Annotated in this window: 17 protein-coding genes; 2 read left to right on the top strand and 15 right to left on the bottom strand. The window is 70.6% G+C overall.

The window, feature by feature from the left end:
* Nucleotides 1–65: 65 nt before the first annotated feature.
* Complete coding sequence (locus tag AB0L95_RS08365) at nucleotides 66–1,313, bottom strand: TraR/DksA family transcriptional regulator (protein WP_365158833.1); 1,248 nt, start codon at nucleotides 1,311–1,313, stop codon at nucleotides 66–68.
* A 184-nt stretch (nucleotides 1,314–1,497) separates the two neighbouring features.
* On the opposite strand from AB0L95_RS08365, the gene AB0L95_RS08360 reads away from it, so the two are divergent.
* Together AB0L95_RS08360 and ileS are read left to right on the top strand one after the other, a co-directional pair.
* Nucleotides 1,498–1,815 (top strand): hypothetical protein, encoded by a 318-nt coding sequence (locus AB0L95_RS08360; RefSeq protein ID WP_365158830.1) that lies wholly within the window; start codon nucleotides 1,498–1,500, stop codon nucleotides 1,813–1,815.
* Nucleotides 1,816–2,338: 523 nt separating this feature from the next.
* The gene (gene ileS / locus AB0L95_RS08355; RefSeq protein WP_365158828.1) at nucleotides 2,339–5,476 is read left to right on the top strand and encodes an isoleucine--tRNA ligase; all 3,138 of its coding nucleotides are present in this window, start codon (nucleotides 2,339–2,341) and stop codon (nucleotides 5,474–5,476) included.
* Nucleotides 5,477–5,680: 204 nt separating this feature from the next.
* On the opposite strand, the gene AB0L95_RS08350 is transcribed toward ileS, so the two are convergent.
* From AB0L95_RS08350 to AB0L95_RS08285, 14 genes are all read right to left on the bottom strand, one after another.
* Nucleotides 5,681–6,937 carry a DivIVA domain-containing protein gene (locus tag AB0L95_RS08350; RefSeq protein WP_365158825.1) on the bottom strand — a complete coding sequence of 419 codons (1,257 nt, stop codon included), beginning with the start codon at nucleotides 6,935–6,937 and terminating at the stop codon, nucleotides 5,681–5,683.
* Nucleotides 6,938–6,989: 52 nt separating this feature from the next.
* Nucleotides 6,990–7,280: a YggT family protein gene (locus AB0L95_RS08345; RefSeq protein WP_234515022.1), complete on the bottom strand. Its 291-nt coding sequence runs from the start codon at nucleotides 7,278–7,280 to the stop codon at nucleotides 6,990–6,992.
* Between the two features lie 49 nt (nucleotides 7,281–7,329).
* Nucleotides 7,330–7,971: a cell division protein SepF gene (gene sepF / locus AB0L95_RS08340; RefSeq protein WP_365158822.1), complete on the bottom strand. Its 642-nt coding sequence runs from the start codon at nucleotides 7,969–7,971 to the stop codon at nucleotides 7,330–7,332.
* Between the two features lie 129 nt (nucleotides 7,972–8,100).
* Complete coding sequence (locus AB0L95_RS08335; protein ID WP_365158819.1) at nucleotides 8,101–8,820, bottom strand: YggS family pyridoxal phosphate-dependent enzyme; 720 nt, start codon at nucleotides 8,818–8,820, stop codon at nucleotides 8,101–8,103.
* Between the two features lie 6 nt (nucleotides 8,821–8,826).
* On the bottom strand, nucleotides 8,827–9,555 hold the full coding sequence (gene pgeF, locus AB0L95_RS08330; protein ID WP_365158816.1) for a peptidoglycan editing factor PgeF: 729 nt from the start codon (nucleotides 9,553–9,555) through the stop codon (nucleotides 8,827–8,829).
* Nucleotides 9,552–10,745 (bottom strand): cell division protein FtsZ, encoded by a 1,194-nt coding sequence (ftsZ, locus tag AB0L95_RS08325; RefSeq protein WP_365158813.1) that lies wholly within the window; start codon nucleotides 10,743–10,745, stop codon nucleotides 9,552–9,554. Before ftsZ ends, pgeF begins: the two co-directional genes overlap by 4 nt.
* 279 nt (nucleotides 10,746–11,024) lie before the next feature.
* Complete coding sequence (locus AB0L95_RS08320; protein WP_365158810.1) at nucleotides 11,025–11,810, bottom strand: FtsQ-type POTRA domain-containing protein; 786 nt, start codon at nucleotides 11,808–11,810, stop codon at nucleotides 11,025–11,027.
* A gap of 107 nt (nucleotides 11,811–11,917) precedes the next feature.
* A complete protein-coding gene (gene murG, locus AB0L95_RS08315) occupies nucleotides 11,918–13,015 on the bottom strand; it encodes an undecaprenyldiphospho-muramoylpentapeptide beta-N-acetylglucosaminyltransferase (protein WP_365158807.1) in 1,098 nt (365 codons plus the stop codon).
* 6 nt (nucleotides 13,016–13,021) lie between these two features.
* The gene (gene ftsW / locus AB0L95_RS08310) at nucleotides 13,022–14,380 is read right to left on the bottom strand and encodes a putative lipid II flippase FtsW (RefSeq protein ID WP_365158804.1); all 1,359 of its coding nucleotides are present in this window, start codon (nucleotides 14,378–14,380) and stop codon (nucleotides 13,022–13,024) included.
* 144 nt (nucleotides 14,381–14,524) lie between these two features.
* Nucleotides 14,525–15,964 carry a UDP-N-acetylmuramoyl-L-alanine--D-glutamate ligase gene (gene murD / locus AB0L95_RS08305; protein ID WP_365158802.1) on the bottom strand — a complete coding sequence of 480 codons (1,440 nt, stop codon included), beginning with the start codon at nucleotides 15,962–15,964 and terminating at the stop codon, nucleotides 14,525–14,527.
* Complete coding sequence (gene mraY, locus AB0L95_RS08300) at nucleotides 15,946–17,019, bottom strand: phospho-N-acetylmuramoyl-pentapeptide-transferase (RefSeq protein ID WP_311690864.1); 1,074 nt, start codon at nucleotides 17,017–17,019, stop codon at nucleotides 15,946–15,948. Before mraY ends, murD begins: the two co-directional genes overlap by 19 nt.
* On the bottom strand, nucleotides 17,016–18,431 hold the full coding sequence (gene murF, locus AB0L95_RS08295; RefSeq protein ID WP_365158799.1) for a UDP-N-acetylmuramoyl-tripeptide--D-alanyl-D-alanine ligase: 1,416 nt from the start codon (nucleotides 18,429–18,431) through the stop codon (nucleotides 17,016–17,018). Before murF ends, mraY begins: the two co-directional genes overlap by 4 nt.
* 4 nt (nucleotides 18,432–18,435) lie before the next feature.
* Nucleotides 18,436–19,965: a UDP-N-acetylmuramoyl-L-alanyl-D-glutamate--2,6-diaminopimelate ligase gene (locus tag AB0L95_RS08290; protein ID WP_365158797.1), complete on the bottom strand. Its 1,530-nt coding sequence runs from the start codon at nucleotides 19,963–19,965 to the stop codon at nucleotides 18,436–18,438.
* Between the two features lie 204 nt (nucleotides 19,966–20,169).
* The coding region (locus tag AB0L95_RS08285; RefSeq protein ID WP_365158794.1) for a penicillin-binding protein 2 at nucleotides 20,170–22,054 on the bottom strand (1,885 nt) is incomplete at its 5' end.

The following is a 22,054-nucleotide window of genomic DNA, read 5'->3' as shown; positions in this document are numbered from 1 at the left end:
TAGGTGCCTGACTGAGGACGAGACTACGGCACGACCCGGCCGGACCCGCCGTTCAGGAGGCACCACTACCGGCGTTCCTGTTTCTGCTTGCACTCCACGCACAGTGTGGCGCGGGGAAATGCCTGCATACGGGCCTTACCGATGGGATTGCCGCAGCTCTCGCACAGACCGTAGGTACCGGAGTCGAGACGGTCCAGGGCACGCTCGGTCTGTTCGAGCATCTCGCGCGCGTTGGCGGCGAGCGCCATCTCGTGCTCGCGCGTGATGTTCTTGGTGCCGGTGTCGGCCTGGTCGTCGCCGGCGCCGTCCCCGGAGTCGCGCATCAGGCCGACCAGCGCCTGCTCGGACGCGTCGATCTCGCCGCTCAGGCGCGCCGCGTCGGTCTCCAGCTCCGCGCGTGCCTCGGCGACCTCCTCGGGGGTCCACGGAGCCTCGCCGGGACGCACTGCCAGTTCGCCGGCCTCCGCCGCGGCGATCCGCGCCTTGGGGACCGCCGTGGGGGTCGTCGCCGTCGTGGCCGTGCCAGGAGTCTTCTTCGCAACCACCGTCGTGGCTCCCGTCTGCTCCGCGGCCTTGCCAGCGCCCGCCTTCTTGGCCGTGCTCTTTTTGGCCGCACTCTGTGTGGGGGTGCTCTTCCCGACCACCGCCCTCTTGGTGGCGGCGCCGGTCGCCGCCCTGTCGGCGACGGTCTTCCCTGCCGCCTTCTCGGTGACCGTGGCGGTCGCCGCCGCCTTCTTGCGGGCCGCGGCCCTCCGCGCCACCGGTCGCTCGGAACCGCCTTTCTCCCGGGCCGCCCGGGTCTCGGCCACGGCCTTCCCGGACGTCGCCTTCGACGAAGAGGCTTTCCCGGATCCGGGCTTCTTGCCCTCGGTCGCGGCCTTCCCGGCCCGCGCCTGTGGGGCACCGGTCTCCTTGACGGCCGCCTTCCCTGTCGTGGTCCTCCCGGCCACCGCCTGACGGGGCGCCGCCTTCTTGCCTGCCTGCGTCTTTGCGGCAGCCTTCTTGCCGGCGTCCTTCTCGGCGGCCGTCTTTCCGGCCTCCTTCCCGGCTGCCGTCCTCCCAGCCGCCGCCTTCTTCCCGGCCGACGCTTTCCCAGCGGCCGTCTTCTTCCCCGCCGCCTTCTTGACCACCGCTTTCCCGGTGGCCGCCGCCCGGACCGCCCCGTCCCTGGCGGCCGTCCTCTCGGGCGCCTTCCCGGAAGCGCCCCCGTCCGCGGGGGTCCCCCCGGTGGCCTTCCTCCGGGAGGCCGTCCCGCGCGCGGCCTCCCGGGCGTCCGGCTCGGTGGCTTCCGGCTTTGTCGTGCCCGTCCTCATGGCTGCGGTCTTCCCGGCGGCAGCCCCGTGGGCAAGAGCCTTCGCCGTGGCCGGCGTCCCGGCGGTTCCCGCCGAAGCCCTTTCCGCGAGGCCCGCCGCCTGTGTGCGAGCCGTTGTCCCGGCGGCCGTCTTGCCGGTCACCGGCCTTCCCGCGGCTGTCGCGCTCCCGGGGATCCCGGGGGTCGTGGCCGCCCTTGTGCGTCCGGCCCCGGCGGCGGCCGCACGCAGCGCCTTCACCGGTCTGGCCGTACGCCTCGCCGATGCGCTGTGGGTGTTGTCCGTGCCGTTCACATCCCTGGCGGCCGCCACCCCGCCGGAGGCGGTCGCAGCCGTGGTTCTGCCGAACGACGGCTGCTGTACGGCGGTCTTTTTCGCCACCATGGCCGCGGCCCCTTCACATATTGTGATCTCGCGCGCAAATCGTGCTGGGACGATAAATCGACTTCTGGCCCGCGGCAACGGGGCACGCCAGCGATTCGCCCGCCCCGCGCGTGCCGCGTGACGAGCCTGCATCCGTTGTGCCCAGCTCTCCGCCCGGTAATCCGCCGGGACCGCTGCCCCGGGGATCCGGATTCCCGCGCCTCGCCATTCGGGTCACCCCGGCGCCCCCGGGCTTCCCGGCCTGTGATGCCCCGGAAGCCCGGGAAGAAGGAAAATCGGTCGGCCGCCGTGGGTGCGGCGCCGTACACTGGGCGGAGCGAAAAGCGTGGATGGGGACGAGTAGCGGCGTACGCAGCCCAGAGCGACCCGGGGACGGTGGGAGCCCGGGGGTGAGCGCGACGTGAAGATCACCCCGGAGCCGCCGGAAGAAAGCCTTGGACAGCGGGCCCGCCCAGGGACCGCACGGGGCCGGTAGACCCGGCATCGCGACCCCAATGAGGGGGCTCACCGGAGCGCAGGGCGCACCGGGGAGCCAAGGAGGGTGGTACCGCGGGAGCGCGCCGCACAGGGCGTACGGAGAATTCACCGAATTCCCGGCTCTCGTCCCTCCGACGGAAGGCAGCACGTCCGCCGGAGGAAGATCCATGACGCAGTACCGCCAGGTGCCCGCCCAGGTCGACCTGCCCGCACTCGAGCACGCCGTGCTCGACTTCTGGCGCGAGCAGAAGATCTTTGCCAAGAGCCTGGAACAGTCCGAGGGCCGCCCCGAATGGGTGTTCTACGAGGGCCCGCCCACGGCGAACGGCATGCCGGGTGCCCACCACATCGAGGCCCGCGTCTTCAAGGACGTCTTCCCGCGCTTCCGCACGATGCGCGGGTACCACGTGGGCCGCAAGGCCGGCTGGGACTGCCACGGCCTCCCGGTGGAGCTCGCGGTCGAGAAGGAACTCGGCTTCAGCGGCAAGCAGGACATCGAGGCGTACGGCATCGCCGCGTTCAACGAGAAGTGCCGCGAGTCGGTGACCCGCCACACCGACGCCTTCGCCGAGCTGACGACCCGCATGGGCTACTGGGTCGACCTGGACGACGCCTACCGGACGATGGACCCCGAGTACGTGGAGTCGGTCTGGTGGTCCCTGAAGGAGATCTTCAACAAGGGGCTGCTGGTCCAGGACCACCGCGTCGCCCCCTGGTGCCCCCGCTGCGGCACCGGTCTGTCGGACCACGAGCTGGCACAGGGCTACGAGACGGTCGTCGACCCGTCGGTCTACGTCCGTTTCCCGCTCACCTCCGGTCCGCTGGCCGGGCAGGCCGCGCTCCTGGTCTGGACGACGACCCCGTGGACGCTGGTCTCCAACACCGCGGTCGCCGCACACCCCGAGGTCACCTATGTCGTCGTGACGGACGGCGAGGAGACACTCGTCGTCGCCGAGCCGCTCGTCGGCAAGGCGCTCGGCGAGGGCTGGGAGACCACCGGGCAGTCCTTCACCGGCGCCGAGATGGAGCGCTGGACGTACCAACGCCCGTTCGAGCTGGTGGAGTTCCCCGAGCCCGCCCACTACGTGGTCAACGCCGAGTACGTGACCACCGAGGACGGTACGGGTCTGGTCCACCAGTCCCCCGCCTTCGGTGAGGACGACCTCAAGGTCTGCCGCGCGTACGGCCTGCCGGTGGTCAACCCGGTCCGCCCCGACGGCACCTTCGAGGAGGACGTCCCGCTGGTCGGCGGCGTCTTCTTCAAGAAGGCGGACGAAAAGCTCACCGAGGACCTCCAGCAGCGCGGTCTGCTCTTCAAGCACATCCCGTACGAGCACAGCTACCCGCACTGCTGGCGCTGCCACACCGCGCTGCTCTACTACGCACAGCCCTCCTGGTACATCCGCACGACGGCGATCAAGGACCGCCTCATCCAGGAGAACGAGAAGACCAACTGGTTCCCGGAAACGGTCAAGCACGGCCGCTTCGGCGACTGGCTGAACAACAACGTCGACTGGGCGCTGTCCCGCAACCGCTACTGGGGCACCCCGCTGCCGATCTGGCGCTGCGAGGACAACCACCTCACCGTCGTCGGCTCCCGGGCGGAGCTGACCGACCTGACGGGCACCGAGCAGTCGGGCCTGGACCCGCACCGCCCGTTCATCGACGAGGTCACCTTCGCCTGCCGCCACGACGGCTGCGGCAAGACGGCCACGCGCGTGCCGGAGGTCATCGACGCCTGGTACGACTCGGGCTCGATGCCGTTCGCGCAGTGGGGCTACCCGTACAAGAACAAGGAACTGTTCGAGAGCCGCTACCCGGCGCAGTTCATCTCCGAGGCGATCGACCAGACCCGCGGCTGGTTCTACACGCTGATGGCGGTCGGCACGCTGGTCTTCGACCAGTCCTCGTACGAGAACGTGGTGTGCCTCGGCCACATCCTCGCCGAGGACGGCCGCAAGATGTCCAAGCACCTGGGCAACATCCTGCAGCCGATCCCGCTCATGGACCAGCACGGCGCGGACGCGGTCCGCTGGTTCATGGCCGCCGGCGGCTCCCCCTGGGCGGCCCGCCGCGTAGGCCACGGCACGATCCAGGAGGTCGTCCGCAAGACGCTGCTGACGTACTGGAACACGGTCGCCTTCCAGGCGCTGTACGCCCGTACGTCGGGCTGGGCGCCCAGCGGGACGGACCCGGCCCCGGCCGACCGCCCGGTCCTGGACCGCTGGCTGCTGTCCGAGTTGCACGCGCTCACCGACCAGGTGACCGAGGCCCTGGAGGGTTACGACACCCAGCGCGCCGGCAAGCTGCTGTCGGCGTTCGTCGACGACCTGTCGAACTGGTACGTCCGCCGCTCCCGCCGCCGCTTCTGGCAGGGCGACAAGGCCGCGCTGCGCACCCTGCACGAGGTCCTGGAGACGGTCACGAAGCTGATGGCCCCGATCACCCCCTTCCTCACCGAGCGGGTCTGGCAGGACCTGATCGTGCCGGTGACCCCGGGCGCCCCGGAGTCGGTGCACCTGGCCGCCTGGCCCGAGGCGGACCTGTCCGCGATCGACCCGGAGCTGTCGAAGCAGCTGGTGCTGGTGCGCCGGCTCGTCGAGCTGGGCCGGGCCACGCGCGCGGAGTCGGGCGTCAAGACGCGTCAGCCGCTGTCCCGCGCACTGGTCGCGGCGGCCGGCTTCGAGACGCTGGACCCGGAGCTGCACACGCAGATCACCGACGAGCTGAACGTCGAGGGCCTCGCCTCGCTGAGCGAGGTCGGCGGCAGCCTGGTCGACACGACGGCCAAGGCGAACTTCCGCGCGCTCGGCAAGCGGTTCGGCAAGCGCGTCCAGGACGTGGCCAAGGCGATCGCCGCCGCCGACGCTGCGGCGCTGTCCCTGGCGCTGCGCGAGGGCACGGCCGCGGTGGAGGTCGACGGTGAGACGATCACCCTCGCGCCCGACGAGGTGATCATCACGGAGACCCCGCGCGAGGGCTGGTCGGTGGCGTCCGACTCCGGTGCGACGGTCGCCCTCGACCTGGAGATCACCGAGAAGCTGCGCCAGGCCGGTCTCGCCCGGGACGCGATCCGGCTGATCCAGGAGGCCCGCAAGAACAGCGGCCTGGATGTCGCCGACCGCATCGCGCTCCGCTGGACCTCGACGGACCCGGCGGTCATCGCGGCCCTGACCGAGCACGCGGAACTGATCGCGGACGAGGTCCTCGCCCCGGAGTTCGCCCAGGGCGAGGCGGACGACACCTACGGCGAGCCGTTCACCGACGACTCCCTGAGCCTCGCCTTCCGCCTGCGCAAGGCCTGATGCCCGCATTAAAGGCCCGGGTCCGCCGGAGAAATCCGGTGGGCCCGGGCCTTCGGCGTTGCGTACGCACGCACAGCCGCTCCCACGGCCGAACAGACGGGGCAAAAACCCCGAACGCGCGTAGCACAAGGGCGGGGCCCCGGATCACTCGATCCGGGGCCCCGCCCTGAAACGCTGCCGACTCCTCTGGCTGACGCGAGGGCGTCAGTTGTCGTCCTCGTCGATGAGGAAACCGCGCATCGGCGAGGGCGCCTGGCCCATCGGCGAGGGGCCCTGCGGACGCACCGGCGCCATCGGCTGGGTCATCGCCGGGGACATCTGCTGCTGGCCGCCGTAGGACGGAGCGGAGGGAGCCGGAGCCCCACCCATCGTCTGGTTGCCGCCGTACGACGGGGCGCTCGCGCCCGCCGGAGCCATCGAGGGCGCCGACGGCGACGGCAGCGACGGCGCGGCCGGGGTGCGCGGCGGAGCCAGCGAGTCGTCGGCCTGGGTCTCCAGCTGTCGCAGCTGCGACTCCAGGTAGGACTTCAGACGCGTGCGGTACTCGCGCTCGAAGCCACGCAGGTCCTCGACCTTGCGCTCCAGCGTGGCGCGGGCGGACTCCAGGGAGCCCATCGCGACACGGTGCTTCTCCTGCGCGTCCCGCTCCAGGGCGTCGGCCTTGGCACGGGCGTCGCGCTCCAGACCCTCGGCGCGGCTGCGGGCCTCGCCGACGATCTTGTTGGCCTCGGAGCGGGCCTCGGCGATCGCCTGGTCGGCGGTCTGCTGGGCCAGCGAGAGGACACGCGCGGCGCTGTCGCCGCCGGGACCCTGACCGGGCATGCCCGGACCTCCCATGGGGCCGCCCATCGGACCGCCCATGGGGCCACCCATCTGCTGCTGCATCGGGGGCTGACCCCCCATCGGCCCCTGTCCCATCGGACCCTGGCCCATCGGACCCTGGCCCATCGGACCCTGGCCCATCGGACCCTGGCCCATGGGACCCTGCCCCATCGGACCCTGCCCCATCGGACCCTGCCCCATCGGGCCGGGCCCCTGGGGACCACCCTGACCGCCGCCGGGGCCGGCAGGCAGCTGCGGGGCACCGCTCGGCAGCTGGGGCGGGCCACCCATGGGGCCACCCATCTGCTGCTGCGGCGGACCCGATATGCCGGCGGGTACAGGAGCGCCAGGACCGCGCATCCCCTGCTGAGGCATCCCCTGCTGGGGCATGCCCTGCTGAGGCATCCCCTGCGACTGGTCCTGCGGCTCCGGAGGCTTCCGCATGTTCTGCTGGTTCTGCGCGGCGGCACGGGTCGCCGCGGCCAGCTTGGCACGCAGGTCCTCGTTCTCCCGGAGCAGGCGGGTCAGTTCGGCTTCGACCTCGTCGAGGAAGGCATCGACCTCGTCCTCGTCATAGCCTTCTCGGAGGCGGACGGTCGTGAACTGCTTGTTCCGCACGTCCTCGGGGGTCAACGGCATCTCTTCACCTCAACGTAGTCATCGGCAGTCGGCAAGACCGTATCGTCCACATTCACCTCGCGAGATTCCCCACGATGGAGATCAGGATGTAGACGATGATCATCAGTACGAAGAAGGACAGGTCGAGCGCCACGCCCCCGAGACGCAGCGGCGGGATGAACCGCCGCAAAAGCTTCAACGGTGGATCAGTGACAGTGTAGGTGGCCTCGAGAACGACCACCATCGCCTTGCCGGGTTGCCATGAGCGGGCGAACTGGAACACGTAGTCCATGACCAACCGGAAAATCAGCACGACGAGGAAGCACATCAGCGCGATGTAGACAACCTCCAGGAACACGCCCATGATCCGTGCTGCCCTCTCCCCTGTTCCTTGCTCTTTCCGGTCGTGCGTCTCAGCTCTGGTTGAAGAACCCGCCCTCTGCGATGCGGGCCTTGTCCTCCGCCGTGACATCGACGTTAGCAGGAGACAACAGGAACACCTTCTGCGTCACCCGCTCGATACTGCCGTGAAGACCAAACACCAAACCGGCCGCAAAGTCGACAAGTCGCTTCGCATCTGTGTCATCCATCTCAGTCAGATTCATGATCACCGGCGTGCCCTCACGGAAGTGTTCCCCGATGGTACGGGCCTCGTTGTAGGTCCGGGGGTGGAGCGTGGTGATCCGGTACGGCTCTCGTTCGGACACGACCTTGGGCATGATCACCGGTGCGCTCTTCTCCAGGCTCTGGCGTTCTTGTGTGATGGATGCCACGGGAGCGATCCGGGCAGGACGCCCGGATTCCGCGGGCAGCGAAGAGGAATGGGACACCGGATCGCGCTGCGCCGGCGGCTGAACCACTCGTACCGACTCATCCCGTTGAGGCTGAAGTGTCTGGTGTGACGGGTGGGACGGCTCGTGCCGCCTGTGGTCCCGCTCCGGTTCCGGGTCCAGTTCGGGCTCGAAGTCGTCGTCGGGATCGAATCCCCGGCCGTCGTACCCATCGTCCTCCACGAGGCCGAGGTAGACCGCCATCTTGCGCATCGCGCCGGCCATGCTCTGAGTCCTCCGCTCTGTGGTGGATCCGCTGACGACCGCCAAGTGCCCGCGATCCACAAGGTCGTTTCGCCCGCCTATCAGCGGTAATGACCATATTTTCTGCTGTGGTCCGACTTCTTGGCGACGTTACCCGAGCCCGGCGCGGACTCCGAGTACCGCAGTGCCGACGCGCACATGTGTCGCCCCGGCCGCCACGGCCTGTTCGAGGTCCGCACTCATTCCTGCCGAGACCATGGTTGCAGCCGGATGGGCTCGGCGCAGGTCGGTCGACAAATCCATCAACCGCCCGAACGCCGCCTGTTGACGCCCCGCGTACTCCCCGGTGAGCGGCGCGACGGTCATCAGTCCGTCCAGCCTCAGCCCCGGGGCCTCGGCGACGAGGTCGCCCAACTCTTCGATTCCCTCGGGCGCCACGCCTCCCCGCTCCCCCCGTCCGCCCTCGTCCGCGTCCAGGGCGACCTGGAGGAGGCAGCCGAGCTCGCGACCGGCGCGCACGGCCTCCTTCGACAGCGCCGTGACGAGCCGCGAACGATCGACGGACTGCACAAGGCCTGCGTAACCGACCACAGATCGCACCTTATTGGTCTGCAACTGACCGACAAAATGCCATGTAAGCGGTAGGTCCGAGCATGCGGCCGCCTTCGGCGCCGCGTCCTGGTCACGGTTCTCGGCGACGTCACGCACGCCGAGTTCCGACAGAATCCGCACATCGTCGGCGGGGTAGGTCTTGGTGACCACGATCAGGGTCACCTCCTCGCGCTTGCGCCCGGCGGCCCGGCAGGCGGCCGCGATGCGCTCCTCGACCTTGGCGAGGTTTGCGGAGATTTGCTGCTTACGGTCCGTCATGCCCCATCAGTCCAGCCAGACATATCCCGCGAGCCGGCCCGTGGTCCGGTCGCGGCGGTACGAGAAGTGGTCGCCCGACTCGCGCGTGCACACCGGCGACTGCGCCCGGTCGCACACCCCGAGCCTGTCGAGCTGCGCGTGCACGCCGGCGGCCACATCGACCGCGGGAGTGCCCCAGCTCGTCTCGGCGTGCGCCGCCGGCTCGACGGCGGCCACCTCGGTGCGCATCGGCTCCGGCACCTCGTAGCACCGGCCGCAGACCGTGGGTCCCGTACGGGCGACGATCCGGGACGGCTCGGCGCCCAGTTCCATCATCGCGCGGACGGCGGCGGGGACCACCCCCGACACCATGCCGGGCCGGCCCGCGTGGGCGGCGGCCACGACCCCGGCCACGGGGTCGGCCAGCAGGACGGGTGTGCAGTCGGCCACGAGCACGGCGAGCGCGAGGTCACGCCGGGTGGTGACGATGGCGTCGACCTCGGGCACCGGCCGCGCGCCCCACGGCTCGTCGACCACGGCCACGTCCCGGCCGTGCACCTGGTTCATCCAGACCACCCGCTCGGGGTCCAGGCCCAGCGACTTCGCGGCCAGTTCCCGGTTGGTGCGCACGGCTTCGGAGTCGTCGCCGACCGCACCGCCGAGATTGAGCTCCTCGTACGGAGCGGCGCTCACCCCACCCCACCGGTCGGTGAAGGCGAAGTGCGCGCCGCTCGCGTTGTCGCGCTGTCCTATCACTTGAGGAAGTCCGGTACGTCCAGTTCCTCGGCCGCGCTGTCCGAGTAGGTCCGGGACGGCGGGATCGGAGGCGGAGTGACCGGCAGCTCGCTCACCGGCTCCGGGGCGGGCTCCGGCGCCTCCTTCGGCGTGACGCTGCCCAGCGAGCCGAAGGACGGGCGGCTCTCGGCGGGACGGGACGGGGCGGGCTCCTCGCGGCGTGCCGAGGACGAGCCGAGGACGTTCTCCCGCTTGGCGGGCGGCTGGCCGCCGTCGAAGCCGGCGGCGATCACGGTGACCCGCACCTCGTCGCCGAGGGCGTCGTCGATCACGGCACCGAAGATGATGTTGGCCTCGGGGTGCGCGGCCTCGCTCACCAGCTGGGCGGCCTCGTTGATCTCGAAGAGGCCGAGGTCGGAGCCGCCGGAGATGGACAGCAGCACACCGCGCGCACCGTCGATGGATGCCTCCAGCAGCGGCGAGGAGATCGCCATCTCGGCCGCGGCCACCGCGCGGTCGTCGCCGCGGGCCGAGCCGATGCCCATGAGGGCCGAACCGGCCTCCGACATGACGGACTTGACGTCGGCGAAGTCCAGGTTGATCAGGCCGGGGGTGGTGATCAGGTCGGTGATGCCCTGGACACCGGAGAGCAGCACCTGGTCCGCCGACTTGAACGCGTCGAGCACGGAGACCTGGCGGTCCGAGATGGACAGCAGCCGGTCGTTCGGGATGACGATGAGGGTGTCGACCTCTTCGCGCAGTTCGGCGATGCCGTCCTCGGCCTGGTTGGCGCGGCGGCGTCCCTCGAAGGTGAACGGGCGCGTGACCACACCGATGGTGAGGGCGCCGAGGGAGCGCGCGATGTTGGCCACGACGGGCGCGCCGCCGGTGCCGGTGCCGCCGCCTTCACCGGCCGTCACGAAGACCATGTCGGCCCCCTTGAGGACCTCCTCGATCTCCTCGCGGTGGTCCTCGGCGGCCTTGCGGCCGACGGCCGGGTTGGCGCCGGCGCCGAGTCCGCGGGTGAGTTCCCGGCCGACGTCGAGCTTGACGTCGGCGTCGCTCATCAACAGAGCTTGCGCGTCGGTGTTGATGGCGATGAACTCGACGCCCTTGAGACCGACCTCGATCATCCGGTTGATGGCATTGACACCACCGCCGCCGACACCGATGACCTTGATGACTGCGAGGTAGTTCTGCGGTGCTGCCACGTCGAAGGCCTCTCGCCTCGAATTACGTTGCCGGCGCCCCGCGGGTGTCCCGCGGTCCGACGGCAGATGCCGAATGGGACGGTCCGAACGCCGACCCGAACCCTCACCCTGAAGTTTAGGGTTACCAGTGTGTCTGTTCCTTGGACTCTTCCGAACAGGACACTAAGTCGACAAGTGGCGCGCGTACAACGAACACGCCGAACCTCCCGTTTTTCTTTTCACCCTATGTGATCAGCCGTAGCAGTGCCCAACCAGGGTGCTGGCCTGCGCAGATGTGCGTCAACTGCCCGATGACGCAGGGGCGGTGGGGACACTGACGTCGAAGTGCCGTGCGTGGGGCGCGGCTTTCATCAGTGCGGTCAGCGTCACCGCTTTCGCGCGGCCCTTGTCCCCGCTGCCCCACAGCACGGTCCGGCCGTCACCCAACTCCAATGAGATGGAGTCGTAGGTACGGACCTTGACGGCACGGGTACCGCGGGCGACGGCGGCCGGAACGGCCTGGGCCACCCGGACCGCCTCACGCACCAACCGGTCGGTGCCGAAGCGCTGGGGGCCGGACGCCGGGGACGGCGCGAGTTCCAGCGCGGGGACCCCCTTCGGGGCCTGCGCGACCGTGGCGAACCGCATGCCTTCCCGGTCCACTTCGACATACTTCGCACCGTCCCGGATGAGCAGGACCGGGGTGCGTTCGGTCACGTTCAGTGCGATTCCGTGGGGCCAGGCGCGGACGGCGTCCACGGTGTCGATCCGGGGCAGCCTCCGGCGCAGCCGCGCCTCGATGGCACCGGTGTCGAGGGAGACGAGCGGCGTACCGCGCCGCACACCGGCCGCGTCGCGCACCTGCGCCGGGGTCAGCACACGGGTGCCGGAGACGGAGACCCGCTGCACGCGCAGCCAGGAGGAGCCGTACAGCAGCCAGATGGAGCCGCCGCTCACCAACACCAGCAGAATCAAAAGGACGATGAGCATACGAAGGCGACGAAGCCGCCCGAGACGGGGCGGCAAGGGCGGGCCGGACTCCCGTTGCTGCCGCCTGTCCCGCTCGGCGGTCGTCGGTCCGGCCACGCGCCCTCCGTTTCCTGGCCCGGTCCTCCCCCGGCCGTCGGCCGGGGAGCCCCCCACCGGGGCGCTCAGGCGCCCCTTCGACTCGCTCGCCCCACCCGTGCTCCGGGTCAGCCGGCGGCCCGTGCCGAGGCGATCGCCTCGTACACCATGCCGACGAGCAGCTCGTCGGCGTCCCGGCGGCCGAACTCGCTGGCGGCGCGGGACATCTGGTACAGCCGGTGCGGATCGGCGAGCACGGGGAGCACATTCTGCTGGACCCAGTCGGGCGTCAGCTCCGCGTCGTCGACCAGCAGTCCGCCACCGGCCTTGACCACCGGCTGGGCGTTCAGCCGCTGTTCACCGTTGCCGATCGGCAGCGGGACATAGGCGGCCGGAAGCCCGACGGCGGACAACTCGGCGACGGTCATCGCGCCCGCGCGGCAGAGCATCATGTCGGCCGCGGCGTACGCGAGGTCCATCCGGTCCACATACGGTACCGGGATGTAGGGGGGCATCCCCGGCATCTGGTGCACCTGCGGCAATTCGTTCTTCGGGCCGACCGCGTGCAGGATCTGGATACCGGACTGCTGAAGGTACGGGGCGACCTGCTGGACCACCTCGTTGAGCCGGCGGGCGCCCTGCGAACCGCCGGAGACCAGCAGGGTCGGCAGGTTCGGGTCGAGTCCGAAGGCGGCGCGGGCCTCGGGGCGCACGGCGGCGCGGTCCAGGGTGGCGATGGAGCGGCGCAGCGGGATGCCGATGTAGCGTGCGCCGCGCAGCTTGCTGTCCGGCGAGGAGACGGCGACCCGGGCCGCGTAGCGCGAGCCGATCTTGTTGGCCAGGCCGGGCCGCGCGTTGGCCTCGTGGATCACGATCGGCACACCGAGGCGCTTGGCGGCCAGGTAGCCGGGCAGCGCCACGTAGCCGCCGAAGCCGACGACGACGTCCGCCTTGGTGCGCTCCAGGATCTGCTCGGCCGCCTTGATCGTGCCGCGCAGCCGCCCGGGGACGGTGATCAGCTCGGGGGTCGGCTTGCGCGGCAGGGGGACCGCGGGGATCAACGCGAGTTCATAGCCCCGCTCGGGAACGAGCCGGGTCTCCAGGCCGCGCTCCGTGCCCAGGGCCGTGACCCCCACCGTCGGGTCCTGCCTGCGCAGGGCGTCCGCGAGGGCGAGCGCGGGCTCGATGTGGCCGGCGGTCCCCCCACCGGCGAGTACGACATGCACCGAAATTCACCGCTCTCCGGACGAGCGCGCCGCCGAGGCACGCCGTCGCATCGTGTTCCATCTCCGAGGCCCCCGGTCAGACCCGGAGCCTCCCGCCCGCTTTCTACCAAAGCGAGGTTGCCGCAACGCAAGCGCCGCCCGTGCACCGGGTTCGTCGCGCGCGAAGGCGATCAGCAGCCCGATGGCGAACATGGTCGGCAGCAGGGCGGACCCTCCGTAGGAGAACAGCGGGAGCGGGACGCCGGCGATCGGCAGCAGACCGAGCACCGCACCGATGTTGATCACCGCCTGTGCGGTGATCCAGGTCGTCACGCCTCCCGCGGCATACCTCACGAAGGGGTCCTCCGTGCGTCCGGCCACGCGGATACCCGCATAGCCTAGAGCCGCGAAGAGGGCGAGCACCGACAGTGTCCCCGCGAGGCCCAGTTCCTCACCGGTGACGGCGAAGATGAAGTCGGTGTGCGCTTCGGGTAGTTGGCCCCATTTTTCCACACTGGCACCCAGGCCGGAGCCGAAGATTCCGCCGGACGCGAGCGCATAGATGCCGTGCACGCCCTGCCAGCAGATGTCGTTCGGTCCGGGGTCGGTGGCGCCGATGCAGGCGAGCCGGTTCAGGCGGTGCGGACTGGTCTCGATGGCGATGGCGGCGAGCACCGCGGCGACGGCCAGCACCCCGGCGAACAGCCGGGTGGGCGCTCCGGCCAGCCACAGCAGCCCGAACAGGATCGCGGTCAGGATGATCGTCGTACCCATGTCCCCGCCCAGCATGATCAGCCCGAGCAGCATGAAGGTCACGGGGACCAGCGGCACCAGCATGTGCTTCCACTGGGTGAGCAGGCGCTTGTCCTGTTTGCGGGCGATCAGATCGGCTCCCCACAGCACCAGGGCGAGCTTGCCGAACTCACTGGGCTGGATCTGGAAGGAGCCGCCGAGCGAGATCCAGTTCTGGTTGCCGTTGACCGCCACTCCTATCCCCGGCACCTGCACCAGGACCAGCAGGAAGACGGCTCCGGCCAGGATCGGATAGGCCAGCGCGCGGTGCAGCTTCACCGGCATCCGCGACGCGAGGAGCAGCAGCAGGGCGCCGAGGGAGGCCGCGAGGAACTGCTTGCGGAAGAAGTACGACCCGGGCAGCGACATCTGCAACGCGGTGATCTGCGAGGCCGAGTAGACCATCACCAGGCCCAGCACCGTGATCAGCAGGCTGCCGCCGAGGATCAGGTAGTAGGCGGTGAGCGGCCGGTCCCAGGCGCGCCGCGCCCGTGTGACGAACCGGGTGAGGGGGTTCTCGCGCGAGGAACGGGCCGCGGGGGGCCGCTTGGGGGCGCGCTGGGCGGGCGGACGGCTCGTACGGCTGCCTGGCATCGATGCTCACTTCCCTGCCGTGGGAGCGCGTCCCGCACACGGTCCCGTGCCACCGGCGGAGAGCCGCGGGCGACGCCCCGGCCGCTTCCGAGTCACGCGTCCCTCCAAGGGTCCCGAAGCACCCGCCGTGGCCGAGCCCCGCCGTCAGGCGCCGGTGGCGCCGAGTTCGCGAACCGCCTCCGCGAAGGCGTCGCCGCGCTTGTTGTAGTTGGCGAACATGTCCATGGAGGCACAGGCCGGTGCCAGCAGCACCGTGTCGCCGGGGCCGGCCAGCCGCCGCGCCTCCCGCACAGCCGCACGCATCGCCCCAGTGTCGGTCTGTTCGAGGTCGACGACGGGTACTTCCGGCGCGTGTCGCGCGAGGGCTTCACGGATCAGCGCGCGGTCCGCGCCGATGAGCACGACCCCCCGGAGCCGCTTCGCCGCACCCGCGACCAGTTCGTCGAAGGTGGCGCCCTTGGCGAGCCCGCCCGCGATCCACACGATCGACTCGTACGCCGCCAACGAGGCTTCCGCTGCATGCGTGTTGGTGGCCTTGGAGTCGTCGATGTACGCGACCCCGTCCACGTCCGCCACATGCGCGATGCGGTGCGCGTCCGGGGTGAACGACCGCAGTCCGTCCCGTACGGCATGGGCGGGCACCCCGAAGGCGCGCGCGAGGGCCGCCGCGGCAAGGGCGTTGGCGACGTTGTGCGGGGCCGGCGGGTTCACGTCGGAGACCTCGGCGAGCTCCTGGGCGTTCTTGTGCCGGTCCTCGACGAAGGCGCGGTCGACCAGGATGCCGTCCACCACGCCGAGTTGGGACGGACCGGGCGTGCCCAGCGTGAAGCCGATGGCCCGGCAGCCCTCCTCGACATCCGCCTCGCGCACCAGGTCCTCGGTCGCCTTGTCGGCGACGTTGTAGACGCAGGCGACCCGATTGCCCTCGTAGATACGGCCCTTGTCGGCGGCGTACGCCTCCATGGAGCCGTGCCAGTCGAGGTGGTCGGGCGCCAGGTTGAGCACCACGGCGGAGTGGGCGCGCAGCGAGGGCGCCCAGTGGAGCTGGTAGCTCGACAACTCCACGGCCAGGACGTCGTACTGCTCCTCGCCGAGGACGGCGTCCAGCAGCGAGACCCCGATGTTGCCGACGGCGGCCGTGCGCAGGCCCGCGGCCTTGAGGATCGAGGCGAGCATCTGCACGGTCGTGGTCTTGCCGTTGGTGCCCGTGACCGCGAGCCAGGGCACGGCCGGTCTTCCCGAGGGGGTCTCGCGCAGCTGCCAGGCCAGCTCGACGTCGCCCCAGACCGGGACGCCCGCCTCGGCGGCGGCGGTGAACAGCGGCTTGTCGGGCTTCCAGCCCGGCGCGGTGACGATCAGCTCGGTGCCTTCCGGCAGGGTCGCTCCGTCGCCCAGGCGCACGGTGATGCCGAGCGCCCGCAGCTCCGCGGCCTGCGCCCGGGCCTGCTCGTCGTCGCCGTCGTTGACGACGGTCACGCGAGCGCCGAGCCCGTGCAGCACCTTGGCCGCCGGGACGCCGGAGACGCCGAGCCCCGCGACGGTGACGTGCTTCCCCTGCCAGTCGGTCACTTTTCCGCTGCCCATCCCGCGTAGAAGATGCCGAGTCCCACGATGACGCAGATGCCCTGAATGATCCAGAAACGGACCACGACGAGGACTTCGGACCAGCCCTTGAGTTCGAAGTGGTGCTGGAGTGGCGCCATCCGGAAGACCCGCTTACCGGTCAGCCGGAACGAGCCGACCTGGATGACCACCGACATGGTGATCAGGACGAACAGACCGCCGAGCAGCGCGAGCAGCAGCTCGGTGCGGGAGCAGATCGCGAGACCGGCGAGCGCGCCGCCCAGGGCCAGCGATCCGGTGTCGCCCATGAAGATCTTGGCGGGCGAGGTGTTCCACCACAGGAAGCCGAGGCAGGCGCCCATCAGCGCGGAGGAGACCACCGCCAGGTCGAGCGGATCTCGTACCTCGTAGCAGGCGGCCGGGTTGGTCAGGGTCTGCGCGTTGGCGCAGGACTCCTGGAACTGCCAGACGCCGATGAACGTGTAGGCGCCGAAGACGAGCACCGAGGCGCCGGTGGCCAGGCCGTCGAGACCGTCGGTGAGGTTCACGCCGTTCGACATGGCGAGGATCATGAAGATCGCCCAGACCACGAAGAGCACCGGGCCGATGGTCCAGCCGAAGTCCTGCACGAAGGACAGCTTGGTGGAGGCCGGGGTGTTGCCGCGGGCGTCGGCGAACTGCAGGGCCAGCACGGCGAAGGCGATACCGACGATCAGCTGGCCGGCCATCTTCGCCTTGGCCCGCAGACCGAGCGAGCGCCGCTTGACGATCTTGATGTAGTCGTCGAGGAACCCGACGAGGCCCATGCCGCCCATCAGGCCGAGCACCAGCAGACCGGAGAAGGTCGGCGGCTTGCCCGTGATCACCTTGGACAGGAAGTACGCTGCGATCGTCGCCAGGATGAACGCGATGCCACCCATGGTCGGCGTACCGCGCTTGCTGGCGTGCTCGCGCGGCCCGTCGTCACGGATGTACTGACCGTAGCCCTTGCGGGCGAGCAGCTTGATCAGCAACGGAGTGCCGATCAGGGTGAGGAACAGACCAATGACTCCTGCGAACAGGATCTGCTTCATCATCGGACGGCAACCTCACCCTCGGCACCGGTCTCGAGCAGCGCCTGCGCCACGCTCTCGAGCCCGACCGACCGGGACGCCTTCACGAGTACGACGTCTCCCGGGCGCAACTCGCTGCGCAACAGGTCGACCGCCGCCTGTGCGTCGGACACGTGCACCGACTCCTCACCCCACGAACCCTCGTTGTATGCGCCCAGTTGCAGCCAGGACGCTTCCCTGCCCCCGACCGCGACGAGCTTGCTGACGTTGAGCCGGACGGCGAGCCGTCCGACCGCGTCGTGCTCGGCGAGCGCCTCGTCCCCGAGCTCGGCCATCTTGCCGAGCACCGCCCACGTCCGTCGTCCCTTGCCCATGGCTGCCAGGGCGCGCAGGGCGGCCCGCATGGACTCGGGATTCGCGTTGTAGGCGTCGTTGACGATCGTCACGCCGTCCGGGCGCTCGGTGACCTCCATACGCCAGCGGGAGAGGGAGCCCGCCTCGGAGAGCGCGGTGGCGATCTCTTGCGCAGACATGCCCAGCTCATGGGCGACGGCGGCCGCGGCGAGCGCGTTCGACACGTGGTGCTCACCGTACAGGCGCATGGTCACATCGCTGCACCCGGAGGGTGTGCGAAGGCTGAAGGCCGGCTGTCCACTGTCCGTGAGTCGCACATTCTCGGCGCGTACGTCCGCTTCGTCGGACTCTCCGAAAAGCGTCACCTTCGCCTTCGTACGGGACGCCATGGCGCGTACGAGCGGATCGTCGGCGTTGAGGACGGCGATGCCGCCCTCGTCCTCGGAGGGCAGGCTCTCGACCAGTTCGCCCTTGGCCTGGGCGATCTGCTCCCGGCCGCCGAACTCGCCGATGTGGGCGGTGCCCACGTTGAGCACCAGGCCGATCCTCGGCGGGGTCAGGTCGGTGAGGTAGCGGATGTGGCCGATTCCGCGCGCGCCCATCTCCAGGACGAGGAACCTGGTCTCCTCGGTGGCGCTGAGCGCGGTCAGCGGCAGCCCGATCTCGTTGTTGAGCGAGCCGGGCGTCCACACGGTCGGCGCCTTGTGCTGGAGCACCTGGGCGATGAGGTCCTTGGTGCTGGTCTTGCCCGCGGAGCCGGTCAGCGCCACGAGGGTCGCCCCGAGCCGCTGGACGACATGGCGGGCGAGGGCGCCGAGGGCGGCCTGGACGTCGTCCACGACGATCGCGGGCACGCCGACGGGGCGGGACGCCAGCACGGCGACGGCTCCCGCCCGGACGACCGCGTCCGCGAAGTCGTGCCCGTCCACGCGCTCGCCGACGAAGGCGACGAAGAGGGCGCCGGGCTCCACCTCGCGGGAGTCCCGGACGACGGGTCCGGTGACCTGGACGGACGGATCCGGTATGTCATGCGTCTGCCCGCCGACGACTTCTGCGATCTCGGCGAGGGAGAGGGCGATCACAAGTTCATCCCTGGGTCTTCTGGATAGCTTCGCGAAGCACCTGGCGGTCGTCGAACGGACGGACCACCCCGGCGATGTCCTGGCCCTGCTCATGGCCCTTGCCCGCGACCAGCACGGTGTCCCCGGGCCGCGCGCGGGCCACGGCGGCGGCGATGGCGGCGGCCCGGTCCTCGAAGACCTGCACCTCGCCGCGTTCGTGTGCGGGTACGGACGCCGCTCCCTGGAGCATGGTGGCGAGGATCGCCAGGGGATCCTCGGAGCGAGGGTTGTCGGAGGTCAGGACCGCCGTGTCCGCGAGCCGGGCGGCGGCGGCCCCCATCGGGGCGCGCTTGGTGGTGTCCCGGTCGCCGCCGCAGCCGAGCACCACGTGCAGCCTGCCCTCGGTGACCTTGCGCAGGGCGCGCAGCACGGACTCGACGGCGTCGGTCTTGTGGGCGTAGTCCACGACCGCGAGATAGGGCTGCCCGGCGTCCACGCGCTCCAGGCGCCCCGGGACGCCCGGCACGGCGGCGACGCCGTCGGCGGCGGTCTGCGGGTCCAGACCGGCCGCGGCGAGGGCGACGATCGCGGCGAGGGCGTTCGCCACGTTGAAGGGACCGGCCAACGGCGACCGCGCGGTGATCCGCTGCCCCTCGGGGCCGACCGCGGTGAACAGGGCGTCCATCGGGCCGATCCGTACGTCCTCGGCGCGCCAGTCGGCGTCCGGGTGGCCCTCGGCCGAGAAGGTGACGACCGGCACGCCGGCCTCCTTCGCCAGCCGGCGGCCGTACTCGTCGTCGAGGTTCACCACGCCGCGCCGGCTGCGCCGCTCGGTGAACAACTGCGCCTTGGCCCGGTAGTAGTCCTCCATGTCGGAGTGGAACTCCATGTGTTCCGGGCTGAGGTTGGTGAAGACGGCGATGTCGAAGACACAGCCGTCGACGCGGCCGAGGACCAGCGCGTGGCTGGAGACCTCCATGGCGACCGCCTCGACCCCGCGCTCGCGCATGACCGCGAACAGGGCCTGCAGATCGGTGGCCTCGGGCGTGGTGCGCTCGGACTTGATGCGCTCGTCGCCGATGCGCATCTCGACGGTGCCGATCAGTCCGGTGGAGCGGACCGTTCGCAGACCGCCCTCGACGAGGTACGCGGTCGTGGTCTTGCCGGAGGTGCCGGTGATGCCGATCTGGAGCAGATGGCGGCCCGGGTGGCCGTAGATCGTGGCCGCCAGCTCGCCCATCCGGGCGCGCGGGTCGTCGGCCACCAGGACCGGCAGCCCGGTGGCGGCGGCACGCTCGGCGCCCGTCGGGTCGGTCAGCACGGCCACCGCGCCGAGGCTCGCGGCCTGGGTGACGAAGTCGGCGCCGTGCAGGCGCGCCCCGGGCAGGGCGGCGTACAGGTCACCGGGGCGGACGGCACGTGAGTCATGGGTGATGCCCGTGACCTCGACGGCGCCGGCCGGCGGCTCCGGGGCGGTGGCGCCCAGCTGATCGGCCAGCTCCGCGAGGGGTACGGCGGAGACGTGAACCGGTCGCGGCGGTCCCGGATATGTCACGGAAGCGGCCTTCTGGGTGGTTTGGGACTGATCAGCGTGTGGCACGGCGGTGAGCGTACCGGGCGTACCCCCGCCGGAGCTAAAAAGGAGCCCGCGCTCAGCGCGGTCCGGCGAGGACGGGGGCGTCGGCGGGGTGTGGTTCCGGGGGTCGGGAGTGATCGTTGTCACGAGCTGGTTCCTGGTCGGTCTCTTCCGTGGTGCTGATCACGGGGTGAACGTGACGGGGAGGTTCGCGGCCTCGGCCCCGGTGGGCGGGACCTGGAGGGTCTTCAGGGAGAACTCCATGACCTGCTTGAAGATGGGGCCGCAGATCTGGCCGCCGAAGTAGCTGCCCTTGGTGGCGTTCTGGATGGCGCAGTAGACGGTCACACGGGGGTTGTCCGCGGGCGCGAACCCGGCGAAGGAAGACGTGTATCCGCGGTATTTGCCGGTGGCCGGATCCACGCGGTTGGCCGTACCCGTCTTGCCCGCGACCCGGTACCCGGGGATGCGCGCCTTGATGCCCGTGCCCTGCTCGTCGTCCACGACGGACTCCAGCATCTGGGCGAGGGTCTTCGCCGTCTTCGCGCTGACGACCCTGTTCTCCTCGGGTTTCGGTGCCGGTGTGAAGCGGCCGTCCGGACCCTTCGTGCCACGCACCAGGGTGGGTTCGACGCGGACCCCGCCGTTGGCGATGGTCGAGTAGACCGACGCGGCCTGCACCGCGTTGATCGACACGCCCTGGCCGAAAGGAATCGTGTACTGCTGGGACGTCGACCACTTGCCGGGCGGCGCCAGGATGCCGTTGGTCTCGCCCGGGAACCCGAGTCCGGTGGGTTCCCCGATGCCGAACTTGCGCAGATACGAGTAGAGGACCCGGTTGGCCGCCTCCTGGGTCTTGCCGAGCTGGCCGGCCGCCAGGATGGTGCCGATGTTGCTGGACTTGGCCAGCACGCCGTTGAGCGTGAGGTACCAGGTCGCATGGTCGACGTCGTCCGCGAACAGCCGGTCGCCGCGGTGCAGCCGGTTGGGCACCGTGACACGGGTCATGGGGGTGGCGGCGTTCTCCTGGAGCACGGCGGCCATCGTCATGACCTTGGCGGTGGAGCCGGGTTCGTAGGCGTCCTGGAGGGCCGCGTTGCCGAGCGCCGCCGGACTGGCCTTGGAGAGGTCGTTGGGATCGAAGCCGGGTGAGTTCGCCATGGCCAGGATCTGGCCGGTGCGGGTGTCCTGCACCACCACATAGCCGCGGTCCGCCTTGGACTTCTTCACCTGTTCGGTGATGGCGTTCTGGGCGGCCCACTGGATGTCGCGGTCGATGGTGAGTTCCACGTCGGTGCCGGCCACAGCGGGCGTCTCGGCCGAGCCCGCGGTCGGCACCAGCCGGCCGCCGGACTGGGCGTAGCGGATCTTGCCGTCCTTGCCGGCCAGCTCCTTGTTCAGCTGCTGTTCGACGCCGCCCCCGCCCTTGCCCTCGGCGTTGACCCAGCCCAGTATCCCGGCGGCGAGGTCGCCGTTGGGATAGACGCGCTTGCTGGTGGGCGTGGCGAGGACACCGGCGAGCACGTTGACCGTGTTGCGGTCGGTCCCGGCCTTGACCGCGAGCGTGTTCTTCAGGTCCTTGATCTGGTTCCAGACCTGGGGGGTCTGGCGGTGGGCCAGCAGGACATAGCGGGTGTGGGGGGTCTTCAGCTTCGCGGTGACCTCGGCGGTGTCCTGGCCGATGATCGGGGCGAGGAGCGCGGCGGCCTGCCCGGGCGCGTCCGGCGTCCTGGTGGCCTCAGGGGTGAACAGCGTGGGGTCCGCGATGATGTCGTACGCGTCCACGCTGGTCGCCAGCTCGACCCCGCCGCGGTCGGTGACCTCACCGCGCACGGCGGCCAGGGTGCGGCCCACATAGCGGTTCTGGTCGGCCTTGGCGGCGTACGCGCTCGCGTCCACGGCCTGCACCTGGAGCAGTCGTACGACGAAGGCGAGCATCACCAGGGTCAGGGCGAGTCCGACCAGGCGCAGCCGGGGGCGGGGGCTGCCGAGCCGGATGCCGCGGGGGGCGCGGGAGGCGGGGCCACGGGCCGGGGCCGGGCGGCGCGCGGGGCGGGCCCCGGGGCCG

It is taken from the genome of Streptomyces sp. NPDC052036, assembly GCF_040680495.1.
Taxonomy (GTDB): Bacteria; Actinomycetota; Actinomycetes; order Streptomycetales; family Streptomycetaceae; genus Streptomyces.
Note: the sequence above shows the minus strand (reverse complement) of the source record. Positions and strands in the feature narration are given on the sequence as shown.